Genomic DNA, 25,408 nt, shown 5'->3' with positions numbered 1-25,408 from the left:
CCGGTGGTACGAGATCCCGGCATGGGCGATGTGCATCGGGCCGAGACGGTCGTGCAGGCCAGAGACATCCTTGGCGGTGTTCACACCCACTACCATTCCGGGCCGCGCTCGCGGCCGATACCGCGGGCGCTGCCGCCGGTGACGCTCTACTTCACCGACCGCGAGGAGCTGCTGTGCGAGCTCACCGACGCGTGGCGGCTGGCGCGGGAGAACGGCGTTCCGCTGGTGGTGGTGATCAGCGGTCCTGCGGGGATGGGCAAGACGGAACTGGCTACCAAGTGGTCGTGGCAGATCGCAGGGGAAGTGCCCGGTCCGCATCTGTACAAGGACATGAAGGACGGCGGACTTGCGTCCGCGAAGGACGCGTTGGGTGAATTTTTGCGCGCCATGGGCGTCGAACCCGCCGAGGTGCCGCGGACCCTCGCCGAGATGACCGCGATGTTCAGGACGCTGACCAGCGAGAATCCTGCGATCGTCTTCCTGGACGACGTCACCTTGGCCTCCCAGGTGAGGGCGGTCGTGCCCAATTCAGCCGGGAGCGTCGTGGTGGTCACAGCCCGGGAGCCGCTCGAGAACGTGCCGAACGTGCAGTCCTTCGAAGTGAAACCGATGGAACTAGCGGCAGCGGTCATGCTGATCGAGCGCCTGGCCGGGACCGTTGACGGCGCGGAGGCCATCGCGGCCCTGTGCAAGGGGCAGCCACTGTCGCTCTCCGCCGCCGCGCGGCAGATGAAGCGGCGCGGGCCGTCTCTGAGCGAGGAGATCGCTACCGAGCGGGCGGCGGAGCGTAAGGAAGTCGTCATGGCCGTGTTCGGTGCCGGATACCGCGGGCTCAGCGCGAAGGCAGCCCGCTTGTACCGCTGCCTGGGAGCGCTTTTCGGGCGTCATTTCTCAGCGGACCTGGCAGCCGCCGCAGCAGGCCTCGACGACGTCGCCGCACCGCTCGCCGAGCTGGTCGACGCCGGGCTGGTCGAGGAGGCCGGAACTGCCTTCCGCCTGCACGCCCTCGCACTGAAGCATGCGCGGGAGCAGGCCACCCAAGAAGAGCACGAGGCGGCCCTGCAACGCGTCGTGGACTGGTATCTGCGGACGGCGGTGGCCGCCGACTACACCGTGATGCCGCAACGCTGGTGGCTCGGCCCCGAATACCAAAGGTACCGGGGGCAGAGGCCACCGATGGAGCGGGCGTCGGCGTGGCAATGGCTGCAGGATCAGCGCGCGGCGATGCTCGCCGCAGTCAGGGCGGCCGTGGAGCGAGGCTGGTACGACAAGGCCGTCCAGCTCGTCGAAGCCCAGTGGAGCCTGTGTTTCAAGGGCAAGTACCACGACCACTGGCTGGCCGTCTTCGAGCTGGGACGCGAGGCCGCCGTCCGGCTCAGTGACTCCAGGTTCGAAGGACGGATACGCTGCCAGCTCGGGTTCGGCTACATGGAACTGGACAGGCTGGATGCCGCCGCCGCGGAGTTCACCGAGGCAAGCCGCGCCGAACGCCTGGTCGGGCACGTGCGTGGCTTGGCCACGGCGGTGGAGTCGCTCGGCCTGCTCGATCTGCGGCGTAGCGGAGCCGAGATCCTGCCCGCCCTCACCGCGCGAGGCGACTTCGCGGCAAGAGCGCTGGAACTGCTCACCGAGAACCTGTCGCTCAACCTCCAGATGTCGGAGGAGAACGACGACGACCGTGCGGTCGCGCTGGCGTGGCGCCATCGCGGCCGCGCGCTCAGCGCGACCGGGAACCACGACGACGCGATCACTCATCTGAGGCGCGCACGCGAGCTGATCGCGGCCGTCCCCGACCCCTACAACGAGGGTCGCGCGTTGACCGACCTCGGGCAGGCGTACCTGCGCGCAGGTCGGAACGCCGAGGCCGTCCCGTTGCTGCGCGAAGCCATTGACGTGCTGGGCACCGACGAGAACCGGGTTGAGCGCGCGGTGGTGTTCGAGACGCTCAGCGCCGCCGCCGAGCGCGCCAACGACCGTGAAACCGCCGCCTCGTGGCTGGAGTCGGCCCTGGAGGTTTTGGACGGCAGGCCCGCGGCCAAGGTCCAGGCGCTGCGCGAACGGCTCGTCGCGCTCACCGGGCCGGCTTGATCGACACCCGGTGCGCGTCCGGGCCGAGCAGGACGGTGCTCTCGGCGGGCGGCGGTGTGCGGTTGCGGCCCGTCCAGGTGTAGACGACGGAGGCGTGCACTTCGACCGGTCCTCCCGTGACGTGGAAGGTCGTCCCGTCGCGTAGCCGTACCAGTGACTCGCCCGGCAGGTGCTCGGCGGCGGCGAGGTGGCACCCGGGGTACTGCTCGAGAGTCTCGGTAAGCCAGTCATCCGCGGGGCGGTCGAGCCGATCAGCACGGCAGGAAACGGCGTCCGCGAGTTCGATGACGCGTTCTTCGGGCTCGCGCTCGTCCACCGCGAGGTGGGCACCCCCGGGCATCGATTCACCATTGAGAGCCGCCCCGGCAGGAAAGCGCACGACGCTCACAGTATCGCCATCCCAGGACGCCGACGCGAGCGTGGCGGTGATCTCCCGTATGACGCAGTCTTCGGGCTCCGGCACCCGATTCACCACCGGAGGAGTGGCCGGCTCAGAAAGACCCATGATCCGGTAGAACTCGGCTCTCAGCAACTCCGCGGAACGGCCGGGCACCGAAGTGGTGTGCGCGGTGACAGCCTGATGGAGTCCGGGCTCATGCTCGGCGATGGCCTGGTCGATCTGCGGCCGAAGCGGCCGATCGGTGCGGAGCCGCGGTGCGGTGCGCCCGAGCCGCGCCACGGGCGAAGCGGGATCGACGGCGTCGTGCGGAAACGTCCCGAGCAAGGTCGGCCGCCCGAGCGCCGCCCCGTAGAAGGTGACGGACCCGTGGTCGCCGATCACCAGGTCGGACGCGACGAGCGCCGCCCGCCACCCGTCCCGCGGCGGCAGCAGGATCAGACCGGAGCGCAGGCACGCATCCAGCCAGGAACGCACCTGCCACGGCCCATGCCCATGCCAGATGTTGGGGTGCAGGATCGCCGCGACACGGTACTCGTCCAGCGGAAGCTCGGCGAGCAGGTCGCGCAGCAGCTCACCCAGGCGCCCCATCAGGGACTCGCGTCCCCATGTGGAGGTGACGACGACGAGCTTGCGCCGGTCGTCGACGCTGAACGCGCGACGGTAGCGGCGCCGATGGGAGAGGCTTGCCAACAGCCGGTCGTAGCACGGGTCTCCCGCCACGAACGCCGCCGGCACCGCCTCGGGGCAGCCATGGCGCAGCCGCTCCAACTGCTCGGGATGGGACAGGACGATCCGCTCCGCCACCGGCTGCCCGTCATGCAGGAGCCAACCGGCGGAAAGTCCGAACACCGGGCCTGGGCTCGTCGATTCCTCGATTCCTCGATTCCTCGATTCCTCGATTCCTCGATTCCTCGATTCCTCGATTCCTCGATTCCTCGATTCCTCGATTCCTCGATTCCTCGATTCCAGGTATTTATTGTATCCCATTCCATGGGATACAACCACCAGTGGGGCCTTCAATTCCCCCAGTTCGCCGCCGTAACTGGCCGCAATCGCCAGGTCGGCGTCGATCGTGCACGCCTGCTCCCACGGGACGACGATGGCGCCGATGTCGGCGAGAAATTGCTCGACGTCATGGACGAAAGGCGACGAGCGCGTCCACGTGAACAGCACCTGGAGACGTAGGTCGCCGTGGAGCAATGAGACGACGTCAAGCAGCCGGGTCAGCGATGTCACGTTGTGGACGATCGCCAGCACGGTGCGCCGCCCGGGTCGGGTCGTCCAGCGCTCGGACTCCGGTCCGACCGGAACCCTGGCCCACTCCTCTGTCATCGCCCGCCCTGTGTCACCAAACCGACAAACAGGGCAACCATAGCGAGGGTGCGTCAGTTGATGGTGAGCCCGCCGTGCAGGTCCCCGAGCTGGATGACCTTCTCCGCGTTCCCGTTGAAAACGTTCGTGACCCCGTCGTCCTTCGAGGTCGCCTCCACGCGTGTCTGCTGGAGCCTGTTCTCGACCTCGGTGCGGAACCCGGAGTCCTCACCCATGGCGCGCCGGAGCGCGGCCTCAAGCTCGTCGGCGAACGCGGGCTCAGCCTCCATCTCGCGACGCAGCGTCTCGGCGAGCCGGACGAGCCGGGCGTCATCCTCGGGATCGGCGATCGCGCCGCTCAGTACCTCCTCGTCGTCCGGCCGGCCGCGGAATCGGCCACGCACCTTGCGGCCCAGGGCGACGATCCCGTCCTTGACCGGCTGGCCGGTGAGCTCGACAGCCTTCCCTGCTGCGGCAGTGGCGATCGCCAAGGTCAACGGGTCCACCATCGATCACTCTCCAACGTCGGCGGGGCTGACGGTCAAGACAAGTTGACCACGTGTCCCGCCGATCCGCCACTGAAGCCGACGCACTGGCCGCATCCGAATCCCGCAACGAAGCCAGAGGTGAACCCAGGCGGCGCCGTCCGAAGCCATTTGTCGAGTTCGTCCAACCTGAGGGTCTCCTCGATGGCGACCGGCTCAAGGATTTACTCGCGAGTTCTGTCGCCTCGTCTGTGATGAGTAGATACACCTTTGGGATTCGAATCCGGCCACGACGACGCGTGTTCTCTTGAGGTCCGGCTGCCAGTGCGATGACGGCAGCAGGTCCTCCGATGTTCGTTGAAATCTCTGTGATCGCCGTAGCGCCAGAACTTGGCGCCTTTTTGCGGATATAGCCGATCGCTGGCCGCCAGCCGGGTCCGCGCCGAGTGCCGCAACTGATGCACCGTCCACCCCTTACCGTGCGAGTCCAAGGCGGCCGAGGCGGTCTTGGAACAGGTACTCCGCGCGCGGGTACGAGGGCCGGCCGCGGCCAGTGACCGGGCACACGTTGCCGGCCGCCGGGACCCGCCGCCCCGAGGCCGGGACCTGCCGGTCGGCCAAGAACACCGGCCTGGTGGTGCGGCCCTTGAGCAGCCGGGCGGTGCCTGTGGCCCACTGCATGGACTCGATCGCTCCGAACTTGTCCACCGCGCTGTGTCTGAGCCCTGTTGCAGGGCTCTTCCAGCAGTAACCGCGGCTCGGCCGCCAGGGGCGCGGACCAGCTCGATGCGCTGGAACAAACGCAGGTTAATGAGCGAACAGATTTCTTTCGATCGGAGGCCGGGTCCAGGGGTGATCCTCCGGGGGATCGGATCACAACCTTTTCGGCTGATGATTCCCCGCCGCCGGTTGTGCTGTCCTGGGACGGCTTCATCCTTGACCGCCCTCGGTGGTGAGGCAGTGGTGTTTCTGAACCCGGCGCGGTCGGTGTTCGGCAGTGGGCGAGGCCGGCTGGGCCAGGCCGCCGGCAATGCGGTGCGGTGCGGTTCGGTCACCCACGCCGGGGCAGCGGTTTCCGCGCGCGACCCGGCGATGCCGCCGGTGTCCTCTGACCGACCGAAGGAACGACGAGGAGGAGGAACGGGTGCAGACCGGTGTGAATCTGGGGGAACGGGTCCGCTTGGGGCCGCCGCCAGGTGGGCAAGGTGATGCACTCGGCGGATTCAATTGGTCGTCGCAACAATGACTCTCTTTCATCCTCGGACATGCGGGTTGATCACAGCATGATCGCGAGTTGATGGACCCCCTTTCGGATGCAGAGAAGCCCCTGGTAGACGGGTTGATCACCACAACCCACGCCGTCCCACCAGGAGCTTTTGCATGCTGTTTTACCGTGCCGCTGTGGATTTGTCGCGTCCGACGCTGAAGTGTGTGGGGGGATCGTCCGGCGTCATCGCCGGGCGATCGGGTCGCGGTGGCGGCTGCTGAACCCGGGCCGGCAGGCTCTGCTGGTGCTGGTGCTGGTGCTGGTGCATCTGCGCAAGGGCGAGACGCTCGTCGAGGCCGCCGCGGGCTTCGGGGTGTCGGTGGCCACCGCCTGGCGCTACGTCGAGGAGATCGTCGCGTTGCTGTCGGCGCATTCCCCCAAGCTGGGGGCTGCATTGCGCAAGGCCAAGACGGACGAGATGACGCACCTGGTCCTGGATGGCACGCTGATCCACACCGACCGGGTGAAGGCCGACCGCCCCTACTTCTGCGGCAAGCACCGGGTGCACGGGATGAACGTGCAGGTGATCGCCGGACCGGACGGGACGATCCTGTGGACCTCGGGGGCGATGCCCGGCAAGGTCCACGACCTGACCGCCACCCGCGTCTGGGGAGTCCTGCGGGAGCTGGAGAAGGCGGGAATCCCACGTTGTCTGGCAGACACCGCGAGGTACTGCGGGTCACGCCGCTGACCGGCGCGGTCTTCATGGTGCTGGTCGACCTTGCCGCCAGGATCGCTGGCCGACCCAACGAGCTGTCGGTCGGGACCTTCACACGCCGGGCCTCGGCGTCCGTTCTTCCTGCGGCTTGCTGCGGCGGCGGGCCACGGGAGGCGACCATGCGCCTCGACCTGGCCGGCGTCGCCGCTCATATCGACGCCCGCCCGATGGTCGGCCTCGCCGCCGCGACCGGTGAGTTCGTCGCCCTCGTCGGCCGCAACGGCCGCGGCACGTCCACCCTGCTGCGCAGCGTGTACCGGTAGCTGCTCATCCGCGTGTACCGGTCATGGCAGCTCCGGCGGCGGCCGCGACGCGCTTGAGGCTGTGAACCCAGGACTCGATCTGTTCCGCTGGAACGGCGGCGGGCATACCGGTTATCCGGATCGCCATCGGGGGCAGGTCTGCGTCAGTGGGGATGGGCGCGACGATCGAGGCGAGGTCGTACAGTTCGCCCGGCAGGAGGTCAGGGCAGAACAGTTCGGCTAGCTCGGAGGTCGCCTGTTGCACCGCGCGCTCGTGTCGTGGCAGGCGGTCGGACTCCTCGAACGCGGACAGTGCCGCTTGTTGGCGCTGGAGGAGCCGGGGCTCGGCGGCGAGAAGGGAGTAGCCGCACGCGCGTACCTTGTCGAGCCCGGCACGATAGAGATCGCGGCGGTCGCGACTGTCATCGGGGGCGCGCCGCAGCCACTCCTCGACCTGCGCCGCTGTCGAGTTCACCAGGAAGACCGCTCCGAGCGGCGGGATGATCGGCTGCCGATGGCCGAGGGGAAAGGGTTCAGCGACCGATCCCCGGTTCGCCGCGAGCACCTGCACGGCGTCACCGCGGATCTCGGCCAGGACGCCACAGTTGACAGCGAGCTCGGTGCTGAGGTCCTCGATCTGGGATCGGATCGTTTCGGCCAGCTGCGCAGCTTGGATCAGGTCGGGATCCGGCGTGGCGATGAAAGATCCGGGTGAGAACCGTCCGTAGCCACCCTGGAAGAACAGCAGCGGAAGCGTTGACCGCTCGACGGCCAGCTCGTGGACCAGCCCGAGGACGACGAAATGGTCGCCTGCCTCCCGAATGTCCTGGAACGTGCACTCGATCCAGCACACGGAGTCCTCGATGATGGGCGAACCGAGTGGTCCGGGCCGCCAGCGAACGCCGTCGAACTTGTCCGCTCCGCCCGTCGCGATGCGGCGGCACAGCGGCTCCTGGTCAGATGCCAGGACGTTGACGCAGAAGGCTCCGGCCGTCCGCAGTTGACGGAAGCTCCTGGAGTTCGTGGCCGGGAAGAACGCGACCATCGGGGGGTCCAGAGAGACGGAGGAGAATGTTCCGACGACCATCCCGGTGGGGCGGCCGTCCTGGGCAATCGCCGTGACGACGGCCACCCCGGTCGGGTAGTGCCCCAGCGTTTCACGGAACAGGGCCGAGTCGATGCCCGTGGACATGAGAGACCTCCTTCAGTTGCTACCGGGCCGCAGGCCGGGGAGGCAGGAGCCGACCCGGTCCGATCCTGCGGGTGGCGGGTGCCCTTCGCCATGCGGCCAGGCCGACGGCGGCCAGGAGCGCGGTGCCGTTGAAAAGGTCGGGGATCCAGATGGGCAGGCCGGCCAGTTGCAGGCCTTTGACTCCGACGGCGAGGGTGTAGGCGGCGACGACGGTGCCCCAGATGTTGAAGCGGCCGCCCCGGAACTGTGTGGAGCCGAGGAACACCGCGGCGATCACGGGCAGCAGGTAGCCGGGCCCGACGGTCGGGTCGCCGGTGGACAGCTGGGAGGTCAACAGCAACCCCGCCAACCCGGCCACCGCGCCGGACGTCAGCAACGCGAACAGGATGACTCGCGAGGTGCGCACCCCCACCAGAGCAGCGGCCTGGGGATTGCCGCCGGTGGCGTAGACGCGGCGGCCTGCGGGTGTGTGTTCCAGGACGTACCAGAGCAGCACGGCGACGGCGAGCATGATGTAGACGGGGTAGGTGATGCCGAAAAGTTGGCCGGTGCCGAGCTTGCCGAAGCCGGCGGGAAGGTCGACGATCTGCTGGCTGCCGGAGACCCAAGCGGTCAACGCCGCCAGCAGCGAACTCACGGCCAGTGTGGCGATGAACGACGGAATCCGGGCGCGGGTGATCATCAACCAGGAGAACGCCCCCACCGCGGCACCGGCCAACAGCGACAGCACGATCGCCACCGGGATCGGAACGTGACCGACCAGCAACCGCGCGACCAGAACCGCACCCAGCCCCACCTGCGCACCGATCGCCAGATCGATCACACCCGCAGCCGTCGGGACCACCAGCCCGACCGCCACCAGACAGGTCAGCGCCTGATCCGACAGCAGTGACCGCCACGTCCCGGCCGTCAGGAACGTACCGGGAACCCACAACGCGAACACCACGACCATGAACGCCAGCAGATACAACGCCGAGACGTTCCGAAACGCCACCGCACGCCGCAACCGAACCCACCAACGCACCTCGGACACCGCTGCCGGCAAGGCGTCGCCAGACGCCTGCCCAGGACTCGCGGCGATACTGGTCGTCTGCATTTTCCTCACTCCGGATCGCTCGTACTGGTGCGAGCGTCGACCGTCTGGAGCCCCAACTCCTCGCGGACCAGACGTTCTTCGGTCAGGGCCTCCTGCGGGACCTCGCTGACCACCCGGCCGTCCTTGAGCACCAGGACGCGGTCGCACAGGGACACGAGTTCCTTGGAGTCCGAGGAGCACAGCAGGACGCCGGTCCCGTCCCGTCGGGCGGCCAGGACCAGTTCGTAGATGGCGGCTTTGGCGCCCACGTCGACGCCCTGGGTGGGCTCGTCGAGCAGGAGCACGCGAGGACGGACGCGCAGCCACTTGGCCAGTACGACCTTCTGCTGGTTGCCGCCGCTGAACAGCTTGAGCGGCTGCTCGGGGTGGGGCGGGCGCAGTCCGACGGTCCGCATCCAGGAGCGGGTCTGCGCCCGCTCGGTTCGCCTGTCCAGACGCCCGAAGGATCGTCGCAGCGGGCGCATCAGCGGCAGCGTCAGGTTCTCCCGGACGCTCATCTCCATCACCACGCCACTCCGCCGGCGGTCGGCCGGTACGTAGGCCATCCCGCTCTCTATCGCCGCCGGGACGTCGTCGGGGACCAGTTCCCGCCCGCCGACCTCGACCCGGCCGCCGGACCGGTGCCGGGCTCCGAACAGCATCGGTGCGAGTTGCTCTCGCCCTGAGCCCAGGATGCCGCCGACACCGACGATCTCACCCGCCCGCAGGCTCAGCGAGAAGTCGTGGATCTCCGCACCGTTGATGCCGGCCACGGTCAGTACCGGCTCACCGGTCTCGTCCCGACTCCGCACGGTCGTCTCGGCGATCTCGCGACCGGCGATGAGCGTCACCATCGTGTCGTGGTCGAGCTCGCTGGTGGCCTGTTCCGCGACCACCCGCCCGTCGCGCAGCACCACCACACGGTCGGCCAGTTCCAGCACCTCGTCGAGCCGGTGGGAGATGAAGATGACCCCCGCCCCGGACGAGGCGACCCGCCGGATCGCCTCGAACAGAACCTGCACCTCATCGCCGTGCAGCGCCGCCGTGGGCTCGTCGAGCAGCAGTACGTTGTCCGGACGGGTCCAGCCGTCCAGCGCCCGGGCGATCGCGACGATCGTCCGCTGCGCCGGCGACAGCTTCCCCACCGGGACCGTCACGTCCAGGCTGGCGCCGAATCGGGCGATGAGCTGCCGGGCGTGGCGGCGCTCGGCGGCCCCGCGGACGGGTGCGAGCGCCCGGCCGCGCGCCGACCTGCCCAACCCGAGGTTCTCCACTGCCGTCAGAATGTCGGCCAGACCGAGATCCTGGTGGATGAAATGCAGATTCTCGCGGGCCGCCGGTCCCGACGCCAACTCGCCGTCGGCGTCACGTACCTCGACGACGGTCCCGGGATCGGCCTGGTGCACACCGGCCAGAATCTTGACCAGGGTCGACTTGCCCGAGCCGTTGTGTCCCAGCACCGCGACAACTTCCCCCGGGTGGACCTCCAGCGACACGCCGTCCAGCGCCTTCAGCCCCGGGAACGTCTTCGACATGCCTTCGATCCGAAGCAGAGGCGCCGCGGTGTCGGCCATCAGGAGACCTGCCAGAGCTTGGCGAACCGCTGGGCGTAGTCGGGGAACGCCGACCAGCCGAGGGTCGGGTTGAAGGTGATGTCCTTCTGCTCCAAGAACTGCTCGGGCACCACGCCGGCCTGCTCGTTCGCCGTCGGCTGGGCGCCCTCGATCAGGCGGGCGGCCGCGTCGACGGCGGTCCACGTCGAGACCGGGAAGTCGATGTTCAGGGCGGCGGTCAGCGAGCCGCTCTTGATGTCCTGCAGGTTGCCGGCGGTGGGGCCGAAGCCCACGGTCGTGACCGACAGACCGGCGGCCTTCATCACCGGCGGCAGCCCTCCGGCCGCCGAGAGGCTCACGAACACCGCCGCGTTCGTGTCCTGGTGGGCCTGCAGGTCGGTCACGATGGTCCGCGGCGCCGTTGTCCCGAGAGTGCTCACGTCGATGGGGACGACGCGCACCTTGCACGCTGGGCAGTCCGCCTTCATCTCGGCCTGGAAGGCCTTCTGCACCGGAGCCGAGATGTCGAGGGCGGGCAGGGTGTAGAGCACCGGGTGGGCTTGTGCGCCCTTGTTCGCGATCACCCAGTCGGCCAGGAGCTTTCCGTTGCGCCGGCTCAGGTCGGTGCCCAGGTAGTTGAACGTGATGCCGTACGGCTTCACGTCCTTGTCGATCTGGAGGGAGACCAGCTTCGCGCCGCCGTCGGCGAGCTTCTTCAGACCACTGCCGAACAGCGCCGGGTCGATCGCACCGAGGATGACGGCGTCCGGCTTCAGCGCGTTCGCGCTCGACGCGGCGGCCTGCGCCGTCTGCGCCGTCGAACCGGCGTTCACCGCGGTGTACGTCCCGCCAATCGCCTTGACCGCCTGCTGCACGAACATGCCCACCGCGGCGCAGATGGGCGTCGAGCACTGGAGATAGACGAACTTCTTGCCGGCCGGCAGCTTCTGCGGCAGAGGCTCGGTCACCGGGAAGCCGGTCGGCGGAACCGTGTAGGGCGCGAGTGCCGTCTTCGCCGCCGCGACGTTCGCCTTCCGCCCCGACTTCGAAGCGGCGGCCGAACCTGATGAGGCACCGCAGGCCGCGACGGACATGACCGCGACCGCCGAGACACAGGTGATGATCATCTTCCAGGTGGCGCCGCGGTTTGCGCGTCCGCCGACGGCGCTGCCGCGCCCCAGGTCACTGAACCTTGCGAGCATCTTTCGCGCTCCTGTGGGGGTGGATGGGTGCAGAAATGACGTGATGCTGCGAACCGGCTCGCCCCGGCACGCCTCGGGGGCCTCCGCGGTCGGTGCTGTCCCCCGACCTAAATGGGCCGAACCAATAGGCCTTACCCTGCACCTCGCCCATGAGCCGCGTCAAGACTTCCGGCGCCTGTATCAGGGCTAATGGTTAGGTCTGATTTCGATGGCCGTAGCCGAGCGCGGACACGCCGACGCGCAGGCCGGAGCCCATGGGGTCCTTCGAGGCGGGGCCGGCGGCCCGGTATCCCCGGACCTGGTTCTCGGTTCAGAGCGACAGCAGGAGTCGGTGACCGCCGGGCTCAGCTCGAGTGCCGGTGCGCTTCCGCGGCCTGCCGGGCGGCGTCGTCGTCACCGGCCAGGATGGCGGTGACCAGGTCGCTGTGGACCCTCAGTCGCTGCGCCAGGTAGTCGTTGTCGCGGGGCTGGGGATCCACCAGCGACACCTGGTTGACGAACTCGTAGAGCCCGACGTAGGTGCCCCTCAGTACCGCGTTCGGCGAGATGGCCGCGATGCGGACGTGCAGGTCCCAGTTCAGCGAGACGAACTGGGACACGTCCTCGAGGTTCTTCTCCATCGCCCGGATCAGCGCCTTGAGCTCGCGCCCGTCCTTCGCCGAGCGGTGCCTTGCCGCGTGCACGGCCACGAGCGGCTCGAGCTGCTCGCGGACCTCGATGGCCTCGGCCACCGCCAACGGCTCACCGTGCACGACGAGGAGCGTACGCCCGAGCCGGACGACCGGATCGGCCGCTGCGACGAACAGTCCCCCGCCCGGCCCGGGCCGAACCACGATCCGCCGCCGTTCCTGCAGCAGCCGGATCGCCTCGTTGACAGTGGCCTTCGCGACGCCGGTCTGCTCACGCAGGTCGGCACGGGTGCCTATGTGGTCACCGGGACGCAGTCCGTCCTTGTCGATCTTGTCCTCGACATAGGCCACGACGTCCTCGGCGCGGGTTCGCTGGGCAGGTAGGACCATGGATGGAGCCTAACGGATACGCCCGATTCGACCAGGATCCGGTCTGGCCGGCTCCTCCCTTGACGGAACCGGCCGGAGACCGCATTATTATCAAACCTATTGGTTCGGTCTATTTCATCAAGGAGTCGGCAGTTGCTACTGGTGACGGCGGCGAACGGCAATCAAGGCAAGGTGCTACTCCCGCGACTCATGGCGGCCGGAGTCACACTTCGTGCCTGTGTTCGCTCCGAAGAGTCGGCACAGGCCCTGCACGCGAACGGTGTCACCGACGTCGTCGTCGGGGACGCCGCCGACCCGGACGTCCTGACCCGAGCCATGCGAGGCGTTGAGAAGGTCTACTACGTCGGGCCCGCTCTCCATCCCCGAGAACGGGAGATGGGGATCGCCGCCATCGACGCCGCCCGGGCGGCCGGTGTACGGCATTTCGTCTTCAGCTCGGTGCTTCACCCGATCATCACCGACCTCGTCCAACACGAGATCAAGCGCGACCTCGAAGAACATCTCTTCTCGTCGGGGATGGAGTTCACCATCCTCCAACCCGCCAACTACATGCTGCGCCATCGGCTCAGGGCCGCCTTCGAGAGGGACGTCTTCGCCCTCTCTTGGGCGCTCGACCGCTACCAGTCGATGGTGGACCTGGGTGACGTGACCGAAGTGGCCGCAGGCGTCCTCATCGACGCCGAACAGCACGCCGGCGCCACCTACGAGCTGGTGGCGCCCGGGCGATACACGGCCCACGACCTCGCGAAGATCCTGTCAGAGGTGACGGGGCGCCACGTCACCGCCGAACGCATCGACTCCGAGACCTTTCTCAAGGCGACCCTCGGAGCCGAGAGCCCCACCCGGTTCCCGTACCAGGCCCGGCTCCTGCGGGCGATCAGCGATCGCTACAGCAGCCATGACTTCATCGGAAACCCCAACGTACTGACGTGGCTGCTCGGCCGACCCCCGACCACTTTCGAGCAGTTCGCCCAGCGGGAATTCGACGCCTTCACGGCCAAGAAAGCCTCGTACTGAGGGAGCTAGTCGAGCGGCTCCGTCGGAGGCAGGGCGACCGCTCGGAGGAAGGCCTGGGCGAAGGCCTCGATGGCCTCGTCCTTGTTGGGAAGGTCGGCCGCAGGGACGACCTGGCTCGTGACGGGGCGCAGAAGGAAGTGCAGGAAGATCGGGCCGACCATGAGCTGGGTGAGCAGCAGGGGCGGCAGATCACGGATGCGACCGGCGGCGGCCTCCTCGGCGAGCCATGCGCCCAGCCCCGCCAGCAGGCGAGGGGTGAGGTTCTGGAAGACCATGTGGACGCTCTCGTCACCGGGACGGGCGAAGACCTCCGCGAGGAGCGTCGGCAGGACGCGCGGTTCGCGCTCCAGTGTGTCGACCATGAGCCGGGTCAGGCGTCGGACAGTGTCCTCCAGGTCGCCACGCGACGAGGCAAGGAACGCCTCGACGTCGAGGATGGGGCTGTAACGCTCGAACACCGCCCGCAGGAGTTCGTCGCGGCTCCCGAAGGTCGTGTAGAGGCTGGGCACGGAGCACTCGGCCGCAGCCGCCACCCGCTCGAAGGTCACGCGTCCCAGCCCCTGCGTGCTGATCATGGTGCCCGTGACCTCGATCGCGCGCTCCCTGACCGGCTTCCGGCCTCCCAGTTCGACGCCGGCGGCGAGCAACGCCTCGTCCAGCGCGTTCCGGGTGCCGCCGAGCCGGCGCACCAGTGTGCTGCGGGAGAGTCCGGCTTCCAGGGCGATGTCCCGCAGGGTCACCTCGGCCACGGAGACGCCCCGGTCCGCCGCGGCCCGCAGTGTGGCTTCGATGATCTCCTGCGGGACCTGACCGCCGGGCGAGCTCTTGATGCGTGACATATCGTTCAATTTACTATGAACTCGCATGTCAGGCGAAACGGGCGGCTACTCCGCCTGGATCGCCTTCAGGAATCCGATCATGCCCGCGTCGCCGTGCTCGCGCAGCACGTTCGTCTTCATGTCCGGGTTGTGTTCGGCGTTCGGCTCGGGGACCAGGGGGTTGCCGGTCCAGGACATCAGCCGGCAGACGCGCCGCCGAATGAGCCACCCGCGGTCGGTTCGGACGAGCTCGTCGTCGTACCAGCCGGTTCCCTGCCAGGTCGGACCGCCTTCGGCCGCCTCGCGCACGAGCAGCCAGTTGCCGTAGGCGAAGGCGTGGGCCCTGTCGCCATCGACGTGCACCAGATGGCCCATCATCGTGTGCTGGTGGCCGTCCAGCGTCTCGTGGAACTCGGCGAACGAGCGCTTGAACTCGGCGAGGCCCTTCCATGCGGCTCCGGCCGGGCCGAACTCCGCCGTCACGTCCTCGGTGAAGACCCGGTCGAACAGATCCCACTGGTGGGCGTCGAGCGCGAACCCGTAGAGGTTCATGGCCTCGATGATGGCGGCCTTGTCGTGTTCAACCATGGTTGCCCTCCTCGTCCTTGCGGTCGCCCATCGGCGTCAATGCCCGACCGAGCGCCCTTCGGTTGCGCGGCTCACCCTAAGGAGGCTCCACGAAAAGTGTCAACACTTTGCCCGCGACACTCCGTGCCCGCCTCCGCACTGAAACGACTCCACATGATCTAAGCCCCTGCAAGATCTAGGGGGTTTCAGTAAGGCCAAGGTGGAGGGGCGAGAGCTTGCCCGGCCAGGTCAACCCGACCGGCCGCTCGTGAAAATGTTGACACTTTGCCTCGAGTTTTCCTAGGGTGCTCACCACATCCACTCCTCCGAGTCAGAATCGAGCGCCACGATCGTGCCGACAGACAGAGTCGAGAACCATACGGATCCGCCCGCGAGCGGGCCGGCATCCGGCGGGCCGCTCGCAGGGCTGCTCGTCATCGATCTCAGTCGTGCGCTCGCCGGACCGCAGGCCGGGATGATGCTCGGCGACCTCGGCGCTCGCGTGATCAAGGTCGAAAGTCCTGCCGGAGACGAGAGCCGGTCCTGGGGGCCGCCGTTCGTCCGCGCCGAGGACGGCACTGCGGAGTCGACGTACTTCCTGTCCTGCAACCGGAACAAGGAGTCGATCACGCTCGACCTGAAGAGCGACGAGGACTCCCGGCTGCTGGCCCGGCTCATCGAGCGGGCGGACGTCCTGCTGGAGAACTACAAGCCGGGCGGACTGCGGCGGCTGGGATTCGGGACCGAGCGGCTGATGGGGCTCAACCCGCGCTTGGTGGTGTTGTCGATCAGCGGGTTCGGGCACGACGGCCCTGAGGCGAGCCGCGCCGGATACGACCAGATCGCCCAGGGTGAGGCCGGGTTGATGTCCCTCACCGGACCGGACCCCGCGCATCCGCAGCGCGTCGGAGTGCCGATCGCCGACCTGCTCGCCGGCATGAACGGCGCGTTCGGCGTACTCGCGGCGCTGCGAGAGCGCGACCGCACCGGCAGGGGACAGATCGTCCGCACGTCGCTGCTGTCCTCCGTCGTCGCGGCCCACGCGTTCCAGGGAACGCGCTGGACAGTGGCCAACGAGGTCGGTCGCGCGCAGGGCAACCACCACCCGACCATCGCCCCCTACGGGCTGTTCCGCTGCGCGGGCGGAAGCGTGCAGATCGCCTGCGGGAACGACGCCATGTGGCACCGCCTCAGCGCCGCCTTCCACCTCGAGGCGGACGACCCGCGCTACGCGACGAACGCCGACCGGGTGGCGCACCGCGAAGCTCTCACCGAACTGCTCGAAGCCGTCTTTGCCCGCATCGAGCCGGGTGAACTGCTGCAGCGGCTCGCCGAGGCCGGTGTACCGGCCGGCCGGGTCCGCAGCCTCGACGAGGTCTACGAGTGGGAGCAGACCCGCTCCCAACATCTGCTCATCGACGTCGAGCATCACAGCTTGGGAAAGATCAGCCTGCCGGGTTCGGCCTTGCGGACCTTCACCGTCGACTCGGCGGGCGCCGAGACCGAGATGACCCGCGTGGACCACCGCCCGCCCCCCGTTCTCGACGCCGACACCGCGTCCATCCGGGCCTGGCTGGACGCACCGTCATGCCTGGAGAGGAGAGCGCAGTGAGAGGTAGCGAGCCGGTGGCGGCCGCGGCGAGCCCTTCGGTCGCTTCCCTCCGGAGTGACCGCCGCGTACGGCCGAACTCGTTCACGTCAGTGTCGATGAGAGTGGAAGTTTGATGCGCATCGCTGAAACGGGCGGAAAGGCGGCGGGCATCGCCACCGGCGTCTTCGCGGGGCCGATCGCCGGCCTCCGGTACCAGACACCGACGCTCACCGGGATCACCAACGAACGCGGTGAGTTCCACTACCGGAAGGGTGAGGCGGTCAGCTTCCTCGTGGGCGGTCTCGTCCTGGGAGCGGTCGAGGGCGCGCCTCGGGTGAACCTCGCGCAGCTCGTCTACCGGGTGGCCGGGAAGATCGACCGGCTTCACGATCCGGCCGCGACCAATCTCGCGCGACTGGTCCAGACCCTGGACCAGTCCGGCGACGTCGAATCCGGCGTCACGATCGCGCCGATCGTGCACGACCTCGTCGGATCGGTCGTCATCGATTTCGACCAGGCCGAAGCCGGTCCGGCAGGCGCCGACCCCTTCGCCGACGATGCCGTGGTCACGGCCCTTCTGGACAAGCTCAACGCCACGCCGGGCGTCTTCACCGCGAAAACCCCCCGAAGGCTGCGCACCGCCGCCGCCGCCCGCAACACGCTCCGGCGCGACATCCGCGGAATCATCAAGATGACCGACGTCGCCATCCCGCTGCGCGACGGGTCCTTCGTCTACGCCGACGTCTTCCGTCCGGCCGACGACGGCCGCCACCCGGTCGTCATGAGCATGAGCTTCTACGGTAAGGCCTTCAATCACGAGTGCATCGGCAGCGAAGCGGACGCGCTGGCCAAGGAGGAGACCGAGGACCGCTACTTCTCGGGCAATCCCGAGGGCCAGCAGTACGAGAACCATGAGAGCGTCGACTCGGCCGTCTGGGTTCCGAACGGTTACGTGTGCGTTCGGATCGACAGCCGCGGGGTCGGCAACAGCCCCGGCGTCCAGTCTCCCCTGAGCGTCCAGGAGGCGGAGGACTACTACGACGCGATCGAATGGGCGGCAACGCAGTCCTGGTCCAACGGCAACGTCGGTCTCTGGGGGATGTCCTACCTGGCGATGACGCAGCACAACGTCGCCAGCCTGCGACCGCCCCACCTGAAGGCGATGATCGCCTTGGGCACCGACTCCGACCTCTACAACGAGGCCGTCTACGGCGGCGGCATCTTCGGCGAGGGCTTCTGGAACTGGTGGTGGAAGATCTGGTCCGGGCGGAACTTCTGCGGCGAGCGGCGTCCGGAGACCGACTGGATGGCCCGCGTGCTGGCGACCCCCTTCAACGATCCGGCCGCCTACGGCCCTCGTGGGTCGATCTTCATGTCTCCCGAGATCGAGAAGGCGACGGCGCCGGTCTGGATCGTCGGCCCCCAGACGGGTGCCACCATCCACCAGCTCGGCAGCAGCGAGACCTTCATCCGGTCCACCGGGGCCAAGGCGAAGAGGTTCGACTTCGTCGACGCCTGGTTCCCCCACGCCTACAAGAGCTCGACGATCGCCGAGCACATGCGGTTCTTCGACCACTGGCTCAAGGGCGCCGACAACGGCGTCATGGACGACGCTCCGGTCCGCGTCCAGGTCAGGACGGGCAACGGCGCCTACTACGTCTCGGAAGAGAACGAATGGCCGATCGCGCGGACCGTCTACCGCCGCTGGTACCTGGACGCCGTCCCGTCGGGCTGGAAGGGCGACGGCCGCCGGGAGGACTTCCTGCGGATCAGCGAGGAGATACCGGCCACCGGGAGCAGCGCGCACTACGACGCCCACCTCGAGCTGGGACGGCCCACGGGCTTTCCGACGGGTTCCGTCGGCGGCACACCGCGCTGGTCCACCGGCATCTCCTTCGTCAGCGAGCCGCTGACCGAGGACCTGGTGCTCGCCGGCTACATGAAGGTAGGCCTGTGGGTGTCGTCGACCAGCGACGACATGGACGTCTTCGTGTCCCTGCGCGTGATCGACGAGCAGGATCGAGAGATTCGCTACGAGGCCCTGGTCCATCCGATCGATCCGAACAACATCCACCCCGTCGGACACGGCTGGCTGAAGGCCTCACACCGCGAGTTGGACAAGGCGAGGTCGACGGAGTACTGGCCCGTCCACACGCACGCGGAGGCGGACCACCGGCCGCTGAAGCCCGGCGAGATCGTCCCGATCGAGATCGGGCTCAACCCGAGCAGCGCGAAGATCCGCAAGGGCTGCCGCCTGCGGATCGACGTTCAGCCCTACGCACCCGCCGGCCTGCCCGTCCGCGCGTACGACGAGAGCTACCACGTCGGGGCGGAGAACATGATCCACACCGGGCCGGCCCACCCGAGCTATGTCCAGCTGCCGATCGTGCCACCGAGGTGATCTCCGGCAGAGCGGTTCTCGATCCACAGGCACGACAGAGGAGATGACGACGATGGCGGCGACCCAAGAGACAACCGACAGGCTGACGGCGATCCTGGAGAAGGTGCGTGCGCTCGGCCCCACGCTGCGCGAGCGGGCGCTGGCCGCCGAACGCGCAGGCCGTCATTCGGACGAGACCATCGCCGATCTGGACGCCACCGGGGCCTTCGACATCGGCAGCCCCGCCGAGTTCGGCGGCTACGAGCTCACCGTCCGGCAGCAGTTGGACGTCGTCTCCGAGGTCTCCAAGTGGGACGGCTCCAGCGGATGGACCGTCTGGGCGGGAGCCTCCACGAACTGGATTCCGGCCGGCTCGGGCGCCCGCGTCGTCGAGGAGGTCTACGGCCCGCCGTGGGTCGGGCCGCGCGTCGCCGGTTCGAGCCACTTCCCGGCGTCCCGGGGGCGCGCGAGGCGTGTCGAGGGCGGCTGGATCATCTCCGGCGGCCCCTGGACGTTCGGGAGTGACGCGCTCTGGGCGCCGTTCACCAACCTCGGCTGCATCGCTGACGACGGCGAGGGCCCCTATCTGGTAGGCGTTCAGGTCCCGCGCGACGAGCTCCGCTTCCTCGACGACTGGCAGGTCGCCGGGATGCGCGCCACCGGCAGCGTCTCCCTCATGCTCGCCAAGGACGAACTCCTCGTCCCGGATTATCGGGGCGTCGACTTTCGTCACATCTCCGCCGGAACCCTCGACAACGGTCTCAAAGGCTCCCTCTGGAGGGCGCCCACGCTCGGCTGGGCCTTCAGCCTCATGGCGGGGATGTCGATCGGCATCGCCCAGGGCACGCTGGAGCGATTCCTCGAACGATCCGCCGGCCGGCCGATCCGCGGCACCACGTACAAGAACCAGCTCGAAGCGCCTTCCACGCATCTGATGCTCGCCGAAGTCCACGCCAAGATCCAGTCGGCCACGTTGATGACCCGCGCCAACGCCGAGGAGACCGACCGGCTCGGCGAGCTCGCCGCCGCCGGCACGCCGGCCGATCCGGACTACATGCAGATGTTCAGCGCCCGCGTCCTGGTCGAGACGGCCTTCGCGGCCAAGGCGTGCGCGGAGGCGATCGAGCTGCTCCAGAGGAACTCCGGATCGACCGCGATCATGGAGAGCGAGCCCATCCAGCGGGCCTGGCGCGACGCGCGTGTCATCACCCTGCACGGTGCCCTCAATCTCGAGGCCCTCTCCGAGAACTACGGGAGGCTGATGGCCGGGGCTCAGCCGCACAAGGTCGCGGGGATCACCACCCTGGACCGCTTCGCCCCCGCCCCTCCGAACAGGGTCGGCTGAGTGTCCGGCGCGAACCTGGCGGCGATCGTCGAGGCCCCCGGGGCCGAGCCGCGACTGGGCTCGGTCGTCCTGCCGCGGCGTGCCCCCGGCACCACGCTCGTGGCCGTGGCCGCGGCACCGTTGAATCCGCTGGACCTGGCCATCGCCTCCGGGACGTTCCACTCGGCACGTCACGAAGCCCCCTACGTCCCGGGCAGCGAGTGCGTGGGCGTCGTACTCGACTCCGACCGCCACCAGTCCGGCTCCTGGGTCTACGCCGAGTGCCACGCCTCACCGGCCACGCCGGGCACGTTCACCACGAAGGTACTCGTCGCCGACGAGAACGTGCTGGCGTTGCCCGGCGGCCTCGACCCGGTGCAGGCGGCGGCCGTCGGCAACTCCGGCACGGCGGCGTTCATGCCGCTGATCCAGGAGGCGGCGCTGCGTCCCGGAGAGACAGTGCTGGTGCTGGGAGCCACCGGCTCGGTCGGGCAGCTCGCCGTCCAAGTGGCACGGCAGAGCGGGGCAGGCCGGGTGGTCGGCGTCGCCCGCGACCGCGCGGCGCTGGAGCGGCTGCCGGCCCTCGGCGCGGATGCCGTCGTCGATCTGCGCGCCGGCGAGGACGCCGACGGGTTGTCGGTCCGCCTGCTCGCCGCGGCCGGGCCGGTGGACGTCGTCCTGGACGGTGTGTACGGGATGCCGCTGGAGGCGGCGCTGCGGGTGTGCGCACCTCGGGCACGGCTGGTCAACATCGGCAACCCGGCAGGCGCGACCGCACGGATACCGGCCGGGCTGCTGCGCGGCAAGCAGCTCACCCTGTCCGGCTTCGCAGGCCTACACACCCCGCTGCCGGACAAGCTGCCGGCACTGACCTGGCTGTGGACCGCCCTCGCCCGCGGCGAACTGGCCGTCGAGGTCCGCACCTTCCCGCTCACGGAACTCCCCTCGGCCTGGCGGACACAGGCGGACTCGCCGCACGCCAAGTGCGTCCTCCTGCCGGGAGACCCTCGCCACCTCCAGCCCACCCCGACACGACCGGAGCACACGACCGTGACCACCGCATCCACACCGTCCGGCTCCGCTCCGGACGCCCTCGGCCCGAAGGAGTCGGGGGCATGACGGCAGGAGGCGAGCCGAGCCCCGCCGTCCCGCCCCCGCCGATGGTCGACTGCGCCGTCGTCGGCGGCGGCCCCGTCGGCCTGCTGACCGCCGTCCTCCTCGGCTGGGCCGGGCTGCGGGTGTCGGTCGTGGAACGCTGGCCGCGGCGGTACCCACTGCCGCGGGCGTGCACCATCGACCATGAGGCGCTCCGCATCCTCCAGGCCGCGGGACTCATGGACGACCACGCCGACCTGTTCGAGCCGTCCCGGGGTGAGCGGGGCGGATACGAGTTCCGCAACGGCGACGGCGAGCTCCTGCAGGCCATCGACTGGAACCGGCCCGCCGAGTCGGGATGGGCGAACACCAACGGCTTCCACCAGCCCGACCTCGAGGCGGCCCTCGAAGGCCTGGCGACCGCCACCCCGGGAGTGACGGTCCACCGCGGCTGGACCTTCCAAAGCCTGACCCAGGATCGCGAGGGTGTGTCGGTCAAAATGACCGCCACCAGCCGACCGACCGAGGTCACCGACGTCCGGGCACGGTGGCTGATCGGCGCCGACGGGGCCAACAGCCCCGTCCGTTCCCAGCTCGGTATCGAGGTCGGGGATTCGGGGTTCCAGGCCGACTGGCTGGTGGTGGACTACCTGCCGCTGGGCGAGGAGAAGTGGAGCGCCTTCGTCACCCAGTACTGCGACCCGGCGCAACCGGCGACCGCGGTCAACAGCGGCCCCGGCCGGCGCCGGTTCGAGTTCATGCGCCGCGCGGACACGACCGTCGAGGAACTGGCCCGGGAAAGCACGGCCTGGCGGCTCATGGCGCCCTGGGGCGTGACGCCGGAGACCGCCCGGCTCGAACGGCACGCCGTCTATACCTTCCGGGGCCGGTGGGCGCGCGTCTGGCGCGAGGGGAACGTCTTCCTCGCCGGTGACGCCGCCCACCTCATGCCTCCGTTCCTCGGGCAGGGGCTGTGTTCGGGGCTGCGGGACGCCCGGGCGCTCACCTGGCGGCTGGGCATGGTGCATCGTGAGCTGGCGGCGCCGACCGTGCTCGACACCTACGGGCCCGAACGCACGGGGCACGTCCGGGAGATCATCGATGAGGCGGTCGCCGCCGGCCGCGTCATCTGCGAACTCGACGTCGACCGGGCGGCCGCCAGGGACGCCGAGATGAGGAAGCGGTCGCGCGATCCCGACGCCGCCCCGCTGGAACCTCCGCACCCCCGCCTGGGCGAGCCGTCCCTGACGCTGGCGAGCAGGGGCGTCGACGGCCGGCTCGCGCCTCAGGGGCGGGTCCGGGTCGGCGGCCGAGTGGGCCTGTTCGACGACATCGTCGGCGGCGGCTGGCAGCTGATCAGCCGCAGCGGGGACCCGGCCGGGCTCCTGGACGGCCAGGACACGTCCTGGTTCCGGCGGATCGGCGGCGTGATCGCCGATGTGTCGGGCGAAGGTCCCGTCCACGATCTCGACGGAACCTACGAGCGCTGGTTCACCGAGCACGGGTGCGAGGCGCTCCTAGTCCGGCCCGACTTCTATGTCTTCGCGGCCGGGGCGCACAGCCAGATCCCGCTCTTCGTCTCGTGCCTGCGCCAGACGCTCCAGCCGACCTCTACAGAAGGAGAGTGATCGACCATGGCCATGCGCGTCACCCGGCTCGCCGACGCAACACCGTTCGACCCACCGGGACACCGCGGCGTGGGGCCGGTCCGCCTGCAGGACGGGGAGACCGTCACCGTCGTGCTGTCCCACTACCTGCCGGGCGGGCGGGCCGAGATGGCCCCCCAGCCCACCGAGACCGTCTACGTCGTCGTCGCCGGCGAGCTGACAATGATCAGCGAAGGGACCGAGAAGACGCTCCGGCCCCACGACTCCGCGCATTTCACGCCCGGAACCGTCCGCCAGGTGGTCAACCGGACCCATCTGCCCGCCAGCATGCTCGTCATCCGGCCGGCGAGCCGATGACGACACCACATCCACTGCCCGGCGGTGATCTTCCGGAGGCCCACCGACCACGGCCGGACGGCACCTTCGACGCGACGGTGATCACGTTCGCGGCGATGGGGCTGTTCGACGGCCTGGCCGCCGACCAACGCGCGCGTGTGCTGCTACCCCACACCGACATCAACCGGACGCACTGGAACTTCCTGCCCGAATCTGGCCGTCATGGGCTCCCCCTCGGCGAACTCGACCGCCGTCAGGAGACGCTGGCGCACCGGCTGATCGCCGAGTCGATGTCGATCCCGGCCTACGCCCGAGTGGTCCAGGTGATGGCCAACGAGCACGTCCTGCGCGAGCTCAACCTGCCGGTGTTCGGTCATGTCGCGGCCACCTTCCGCGACGCCCGCGGCTACTTCCTCACCTTCTTCGGCCAGCCGCAACCGGACACCACCTGGGGCTGGCGGCTGGTCGGCCACCATCTGTCGATCAACGTCACCGTCGTCGACGGAGACCTGGTCAGCGCCACGCCGTTCCTGCTCGGCGCCGAACCCGCCCGCTTCGGTCCCTTCCGGATCCTGGGCGAGGAGGAGGACGCGGCCTTCACCCTGCTGGACGGACTCACCGGCGCCCAGCGGAAGGAGGCGATCATCCATCACCGGCCGCCCGCGGACTTCGTCACCCGGACCGTCGCGACCATCGGCGAGGTCGAGTACCCCGACCACCACGGCGTCGGCCGCCGGGACGCGATGATCACGGACGAGGACCGTGCGGCCCTGGCCTACTTCCGCGCCCACCCTCGCGGCATCCGCGTCGGCGATCTATCCCCCGACCAGCGCACTCACTTCGACGGCCTGCTCGCCCGGTTCGTCGAGCGCGCCCGTCCAGGCCTGGTCGGCTTCGAGATGGACCGCATCGGGGCGGCGGGCGGCGTCGAGGAACTGCGCTTCGCCTGGGCCGGCGGCACGTCCATCGACCAGCCGCACTACTTCCGCATCCAGGGCCCCGCCACCCTCATCGAGTTCGACAACGCCGAAGACGACGCCAACCACGTGCACAGCGTCTGGCGCGATCCCGTCAACGACTTCGGCGCCGATCTGCTGATCCAGCACCACCTGGAACACGACCACACCGGCGCAGAGACCGGGAAAGGAAACGCATGAGAATCGTGGGCGTCAAACGGCCGGGCGCCGGAACCGGTGTGGAGGCCGCCACCCTGGCCGAACAGGGCGGCGAGGTGACCGTCATCGCCCCGCTCGAAAACTTCTGGGCCGACCCGGCCGGCCACCTGTCCCGGCCGGCCCCGGGCCCGACACTGGCCACCACCTCCGTCAAGCTGGTTCCCCCGGCGCTTCCCGGCGCACGTGTCATCTGCATCGGGCTCAACTACCGGCAGCACGCCGCAGAGGGCAGCTATCGCGACCAGGAACTGCCGCCATATCCGACCCTGTTCGCCCGATGGACCCAGTCCCTGACCGTGGACGGAGCGAAGGTCCCCGTGCCCGCCAACGAGGAGGGGCTGGACTGGGAGGGCGAGGTCGTCGCCTGGGTCGGCGAACCGCTCATCGACGCCTCCCCCGAGGAGGCCCGGGCGGCGGTGATCGGCTACTCCGTGTTCAATGATCTGACCGCCCGCAGAGCGCAGAAGCTGACCTCTCAGTGGATCCTGGGCAAGAACGGGGACCGGTCGGGGCCGATCGGCCCGATCATTCCCGCCGCCGATGTCGGCGATCTGAGTCAGGGCCTGCGGCTCCAGACCCGCGTCAACGGGCAGATCATGCAGGACGCCCGCACCGACCAGATGATCTACACCGTCGGCGAGACGCTGTCGCTGATCTCCCACACCCTGACGTTGAGACCCGGCGATCTCCTCGCCACCGGTACGCCGGAGGGTGTCGGCTACGTCCGCAAACCCCCTCGGCTCCTCCAGCCAGGGGACACCGTGGAAGTGGAGGTGGAGCGCCTGGGCGTGGTCCGCAACACCGTGGTGGGCGACGACCACCGGCGCGACCACCGGCCGTCCAACGGTGCCGACGGCCGGCTGTCCGCGAAGCCGTGACCTCAGCGGGCGGGGCGAAGGCTCGCCCACGTTCTCGCCGTTCGACCCGCCCTGCACCCCACCAGGTG

At 69.1% G+C, this 25,408-nt stretch carries 21 protein-coding genes and 1 pseudogene; 12 read left to right on the top strand and 10 right to left on the bottom strand.

The genetic code is table 11. The annotated features are described in order from the left end of the window. The first annotated feature begins 21 nt into the window (after positions 1–21). Positions 22–2,088 (top strand): tetratricopeptide repeat protein, encoded by a 2,067-nt coding sequence (locus QP089_RS30590; protein WP_285916184.1) that lies wholly within the window; start codon positions 22–24, stop codon positions 2,086–2,088. On the opposite strand, the gene QP089_RS30585 is transcribed toward QP089_RS30590, so the two are convergent. From QP089_RS30585 to QP089_RS30575, 3 genes are all read right to left on the bottom strand, one after another. After that, complete coding sequence (locus QP089_RS30585; RefSeq protein ID WP_285916182.1) at positions 2,072–3,745, bottom strand: UDP-N-acetyl glucosamine 2-epimerase; 1,674 nt, start codon at positions 3,743–3,745, stop codon at positions 2,072–2,074. The genes QP089_RS30590 and QP089_RS30585 overlap by 17 nt on opposite strands. A 128-nt stretch (positions 3,746–3,873) precedes the next feature. Next, positions 3,874–4,308, bottom strand: coding sequence for a hypothetical protein (locus QP089_RS30580; protein ID WP_285916181.1), 435 nt, complete (start codon positions 4,306–4,308; stop codon positions 3,874–3,876). A 450-nt stretch (positions 4,309–4,758) separates the two neighbouring features. Beyond that, positions 4,759–4,992, bottom strand: coding sequence for a hypothetical protein (locus tag QP089_RS30575; protein WP_285916180.1), 234 nt, complete (start codon positions 4,990–4,992; stop codon positions 4,759–4,761). Between the two features lie 672 nt (positions 4,993–5,664). Here QP089_RS30575 and QP089_RS30570 point away from each other — a divergent pair. Both QP089_RS30570 and QP089_RS30565 read left to right on the top strand, forming a co-directional pair. Beyond that, positions 5,665–6,194 (top strand): annotated as a pseudogene (locus QP089_RS30570) (transposase family protein); the annotation flags it as partial. Between the two features lie 194 nt (positions 6,195–6,388). Beyond that, a complete protein-coding gene (locus tag QP089_RS30565) occupies positions 6,389–6,532 on the top strand; it encodes a hypothetical protein (protein WP_285916178.1) in 144 nt (47 codons plus the stop codon). A gap of 4 nt (positions 6,533–6,536) precedes the next feature. Here QP089_RS30565 and QP089_RS30560 read toward each other — a convergent pair whose 3' ends face one another. The 5 genes from QP089_RS30560 to QP089_RS30540 all read right to left on the bottom strand — a co-directional run bounded on the left by QP089_RS30560 (position 6,537) and on the right by QP089_RS30540 (position 12,552). Continuing rightward, positions 6,537–7,703, bottom strand: coding sequence for a flavin reductase family protein (locus QP089_RS30560; protein WP_285916177.1), 1,167 nt, complete (start codon positions 7,701–7,703; stop codon positions 6,537–6,539). A 19-nt stretch (positions 7,704–7,722) separates the two neighbouring features. Beyond that, entirely contained in the window at positions 7,723–8,799 is a 1,077-nt protein-coding gene (locus QP089_RS30555; RefSeq protein ID WP_285916176.1) for an ABC transporter permease, read from the bottom strand. Positions 8,800–8,804: 5 nt separating this feature from the next. Then, positions 8,805–10,313, bottom strand: a complete 1,509-nt coding sequence (locus QP089_RS30550) for a sugar ABC transporter ATP-binding protein (protein WP_285916174.1) — start codon at positions 10,311–10,313, stop codon at positions 8,805–8,807. Between the two features lie 38 nt (positions 10,314–10,351). Beyond that, entirely contained in the window at positions 10,352–11,299 is a 948-nt protein-coding gene (locus QP089_RS30545; RefSeq protein ID WP_285916173.1) for a sugar ABC transporter substrate-binding protein, read from the bottom strand. Between the two features lie 578 nt (positions 11,300–11,877). Continuing rightward, complete coding sequence (locus QP089_RS30540; protein ID WP_285916172.1) at positions 11,878–12,552, bottom strand: FadR/GntR family transcriptional regulator; 675 nt, start codon at positions 12,550–12,552, stop codon at positions 11,878–11,880. Positions 12,553–12,693: 141 nt separating this feature from the next. Here QP089_RS30540 and QP089_RS30535 point away from each other — a divergent pair, with 141 nt between their 5' ends. Then, positions 12,694–13,569, top strand: coding sequence for an SDR family oxidoreductase (locus QP089_RS30535; RefSeq protein WP_285916317.1), 876 nt, complete (start codon positions 12,694–12,696; stop codon positions 13,567–13,569). 5 nt (positions 13,570–13,574) lie between these two features. Here the strand turns inward: QP089_RS30535 and QP089_RS30530 are convergent, their stop codons facing one another. Then, entirely contained in the window at positions 13,575–14,408 is an 834-nt protein-coding gene (locus tag QP089_RS30530; protein WP_285916171.1) for a TetR/AcrR family transcriptional regulator, read from the bottom strand. A gap of 45 nt (positions 14,409–14,453) precedes the next feature. Continuing rightward, entirely contained in the window at positions 14,454–14,975 is a 522-nt protein-coding gene (locus QP089_RS30525) for a nuclear transport factor 2 family protein (RefSeq protein WP_285916169.1), read from the bottom strand. Between the two features lie 331 nt (positions 14,976–15,306). Here QP089_RS30525 and QP089_RS30520 point away from each other — a divergent pair, with 331 nt between their 5' ends. From QP089_RS30520 to QP089_RS30485, 8 genes are all read left to right on the top strand, one after another. Continuing rightward, positions 15,307–16,566 (top strand): CaiB/BaiF CoA transferase family protein, encoded by a 1,260-nt coding sequence (locus QP089_RS30520; RefSeq protein WP_285916167.1) that lies wholly within the window; start codon positions 15,307–15,309, stop codon positions 16,564–16,566. A gap of 112 nt (positions 16,567–16,678) precedes the next feature. Further along, positions 16,679–18,946, top strand: coding sequence for a CocE/NonD family hydrolase (locus QP089_RS30515; RefSeq protein ID WP_285916165.1), 2,268 nt, complete (start codon positions 16,679–16,681; stop codon positions 18,944–18,946). 52 nt (positions 18,947–18,998) lie between these two features. After that, entirely contained in the window at positions 18,999–20,270 is a 1,272-nt protein-coding gene (locus QP089_RS30510) for an acyl-CoA dehydrogenase family protein (RefSeq protein WP_285916163.1), read from the top strand. After that, the gene (locus tag QP089_RS30505; RefSeq protein WP_285916161.1) at positions 20,271–21,368 is read left to right on the top strand and encodes a quinone oxidoreductase family protein; all 1,098 of its coding nucleotides are present in this window, start codon (positions 20,271–20,273) and stop codon (positions 21,366–21,368) included. Further along, positions 21,365–22,972 (top strand): bifunctional 3-(3-hydroxy-phenyl)propionate/3-hydroxycinnamic acid hydroxylase MhpA, encoded by a 1,608-nt coding sequence (gene mhpA, locus QP089_RS30500; RefSeq protein ID WP_285916160.1) that lies wholly within the window; start codon positions 21,365–21,367, stop codon positions 22,970–22,972. Before QP089_RS30505 ends, mhpA begins: the two co-directional genes overlap by 4 nt. 6 nt (positions 22,973–22,978) lie before the next feature. Further along, complete coding sequence (locus tag QP089_RS30495; RefSeq protein WP_285916159.1) at positions 22,979–23,308, top strand: cupin domain-containing protein; 330 nt, start codon at positions 22,979–22,981, stop codon at positions 23,306–23,308. Further along, positions 23,305–24,444, top strand: a complete 1,140-nt coding sequence (locus tag QP089_RS30490; protein ID WP_285916157.1) for a DUF3500 domain-containing protein — start codon at positions 23,305–23,307, stop codon at positions 24,442–24,444. The genes QP089_RS30495 and QP089_RS30490 overlap by 4 nt, the downstream gene beginning before the upstream one ends. Continuing rightward, complete coding sequence (locus QP089_RS30485) at positions 24,441–25,340, top strand: fumarylacetoacetate hydrolase family protein (protein WP_285916156.1); 900 nt, start codon at positions 24,441–24,443, stop codon at positions 25,338–25,340. Before QP089_RS30490 ends, QP089_RS30485 begins: the two co-directional genes overlap by 4 nt. Positions 25,341–25,408: the final 68 nt, after the last annotated feature.

This window comes from Actinomadura opuntiae (assembly GCF_030283205.1).
Classification (GTDB): Bacteria; Actinomycetota; Actinomycetes; order Streptosporangiales; family Streptosporangiaceae; genus Spirillospora.
This window is presented reverse-complemented; position numbering and strand designations above follow the sequence as displayed.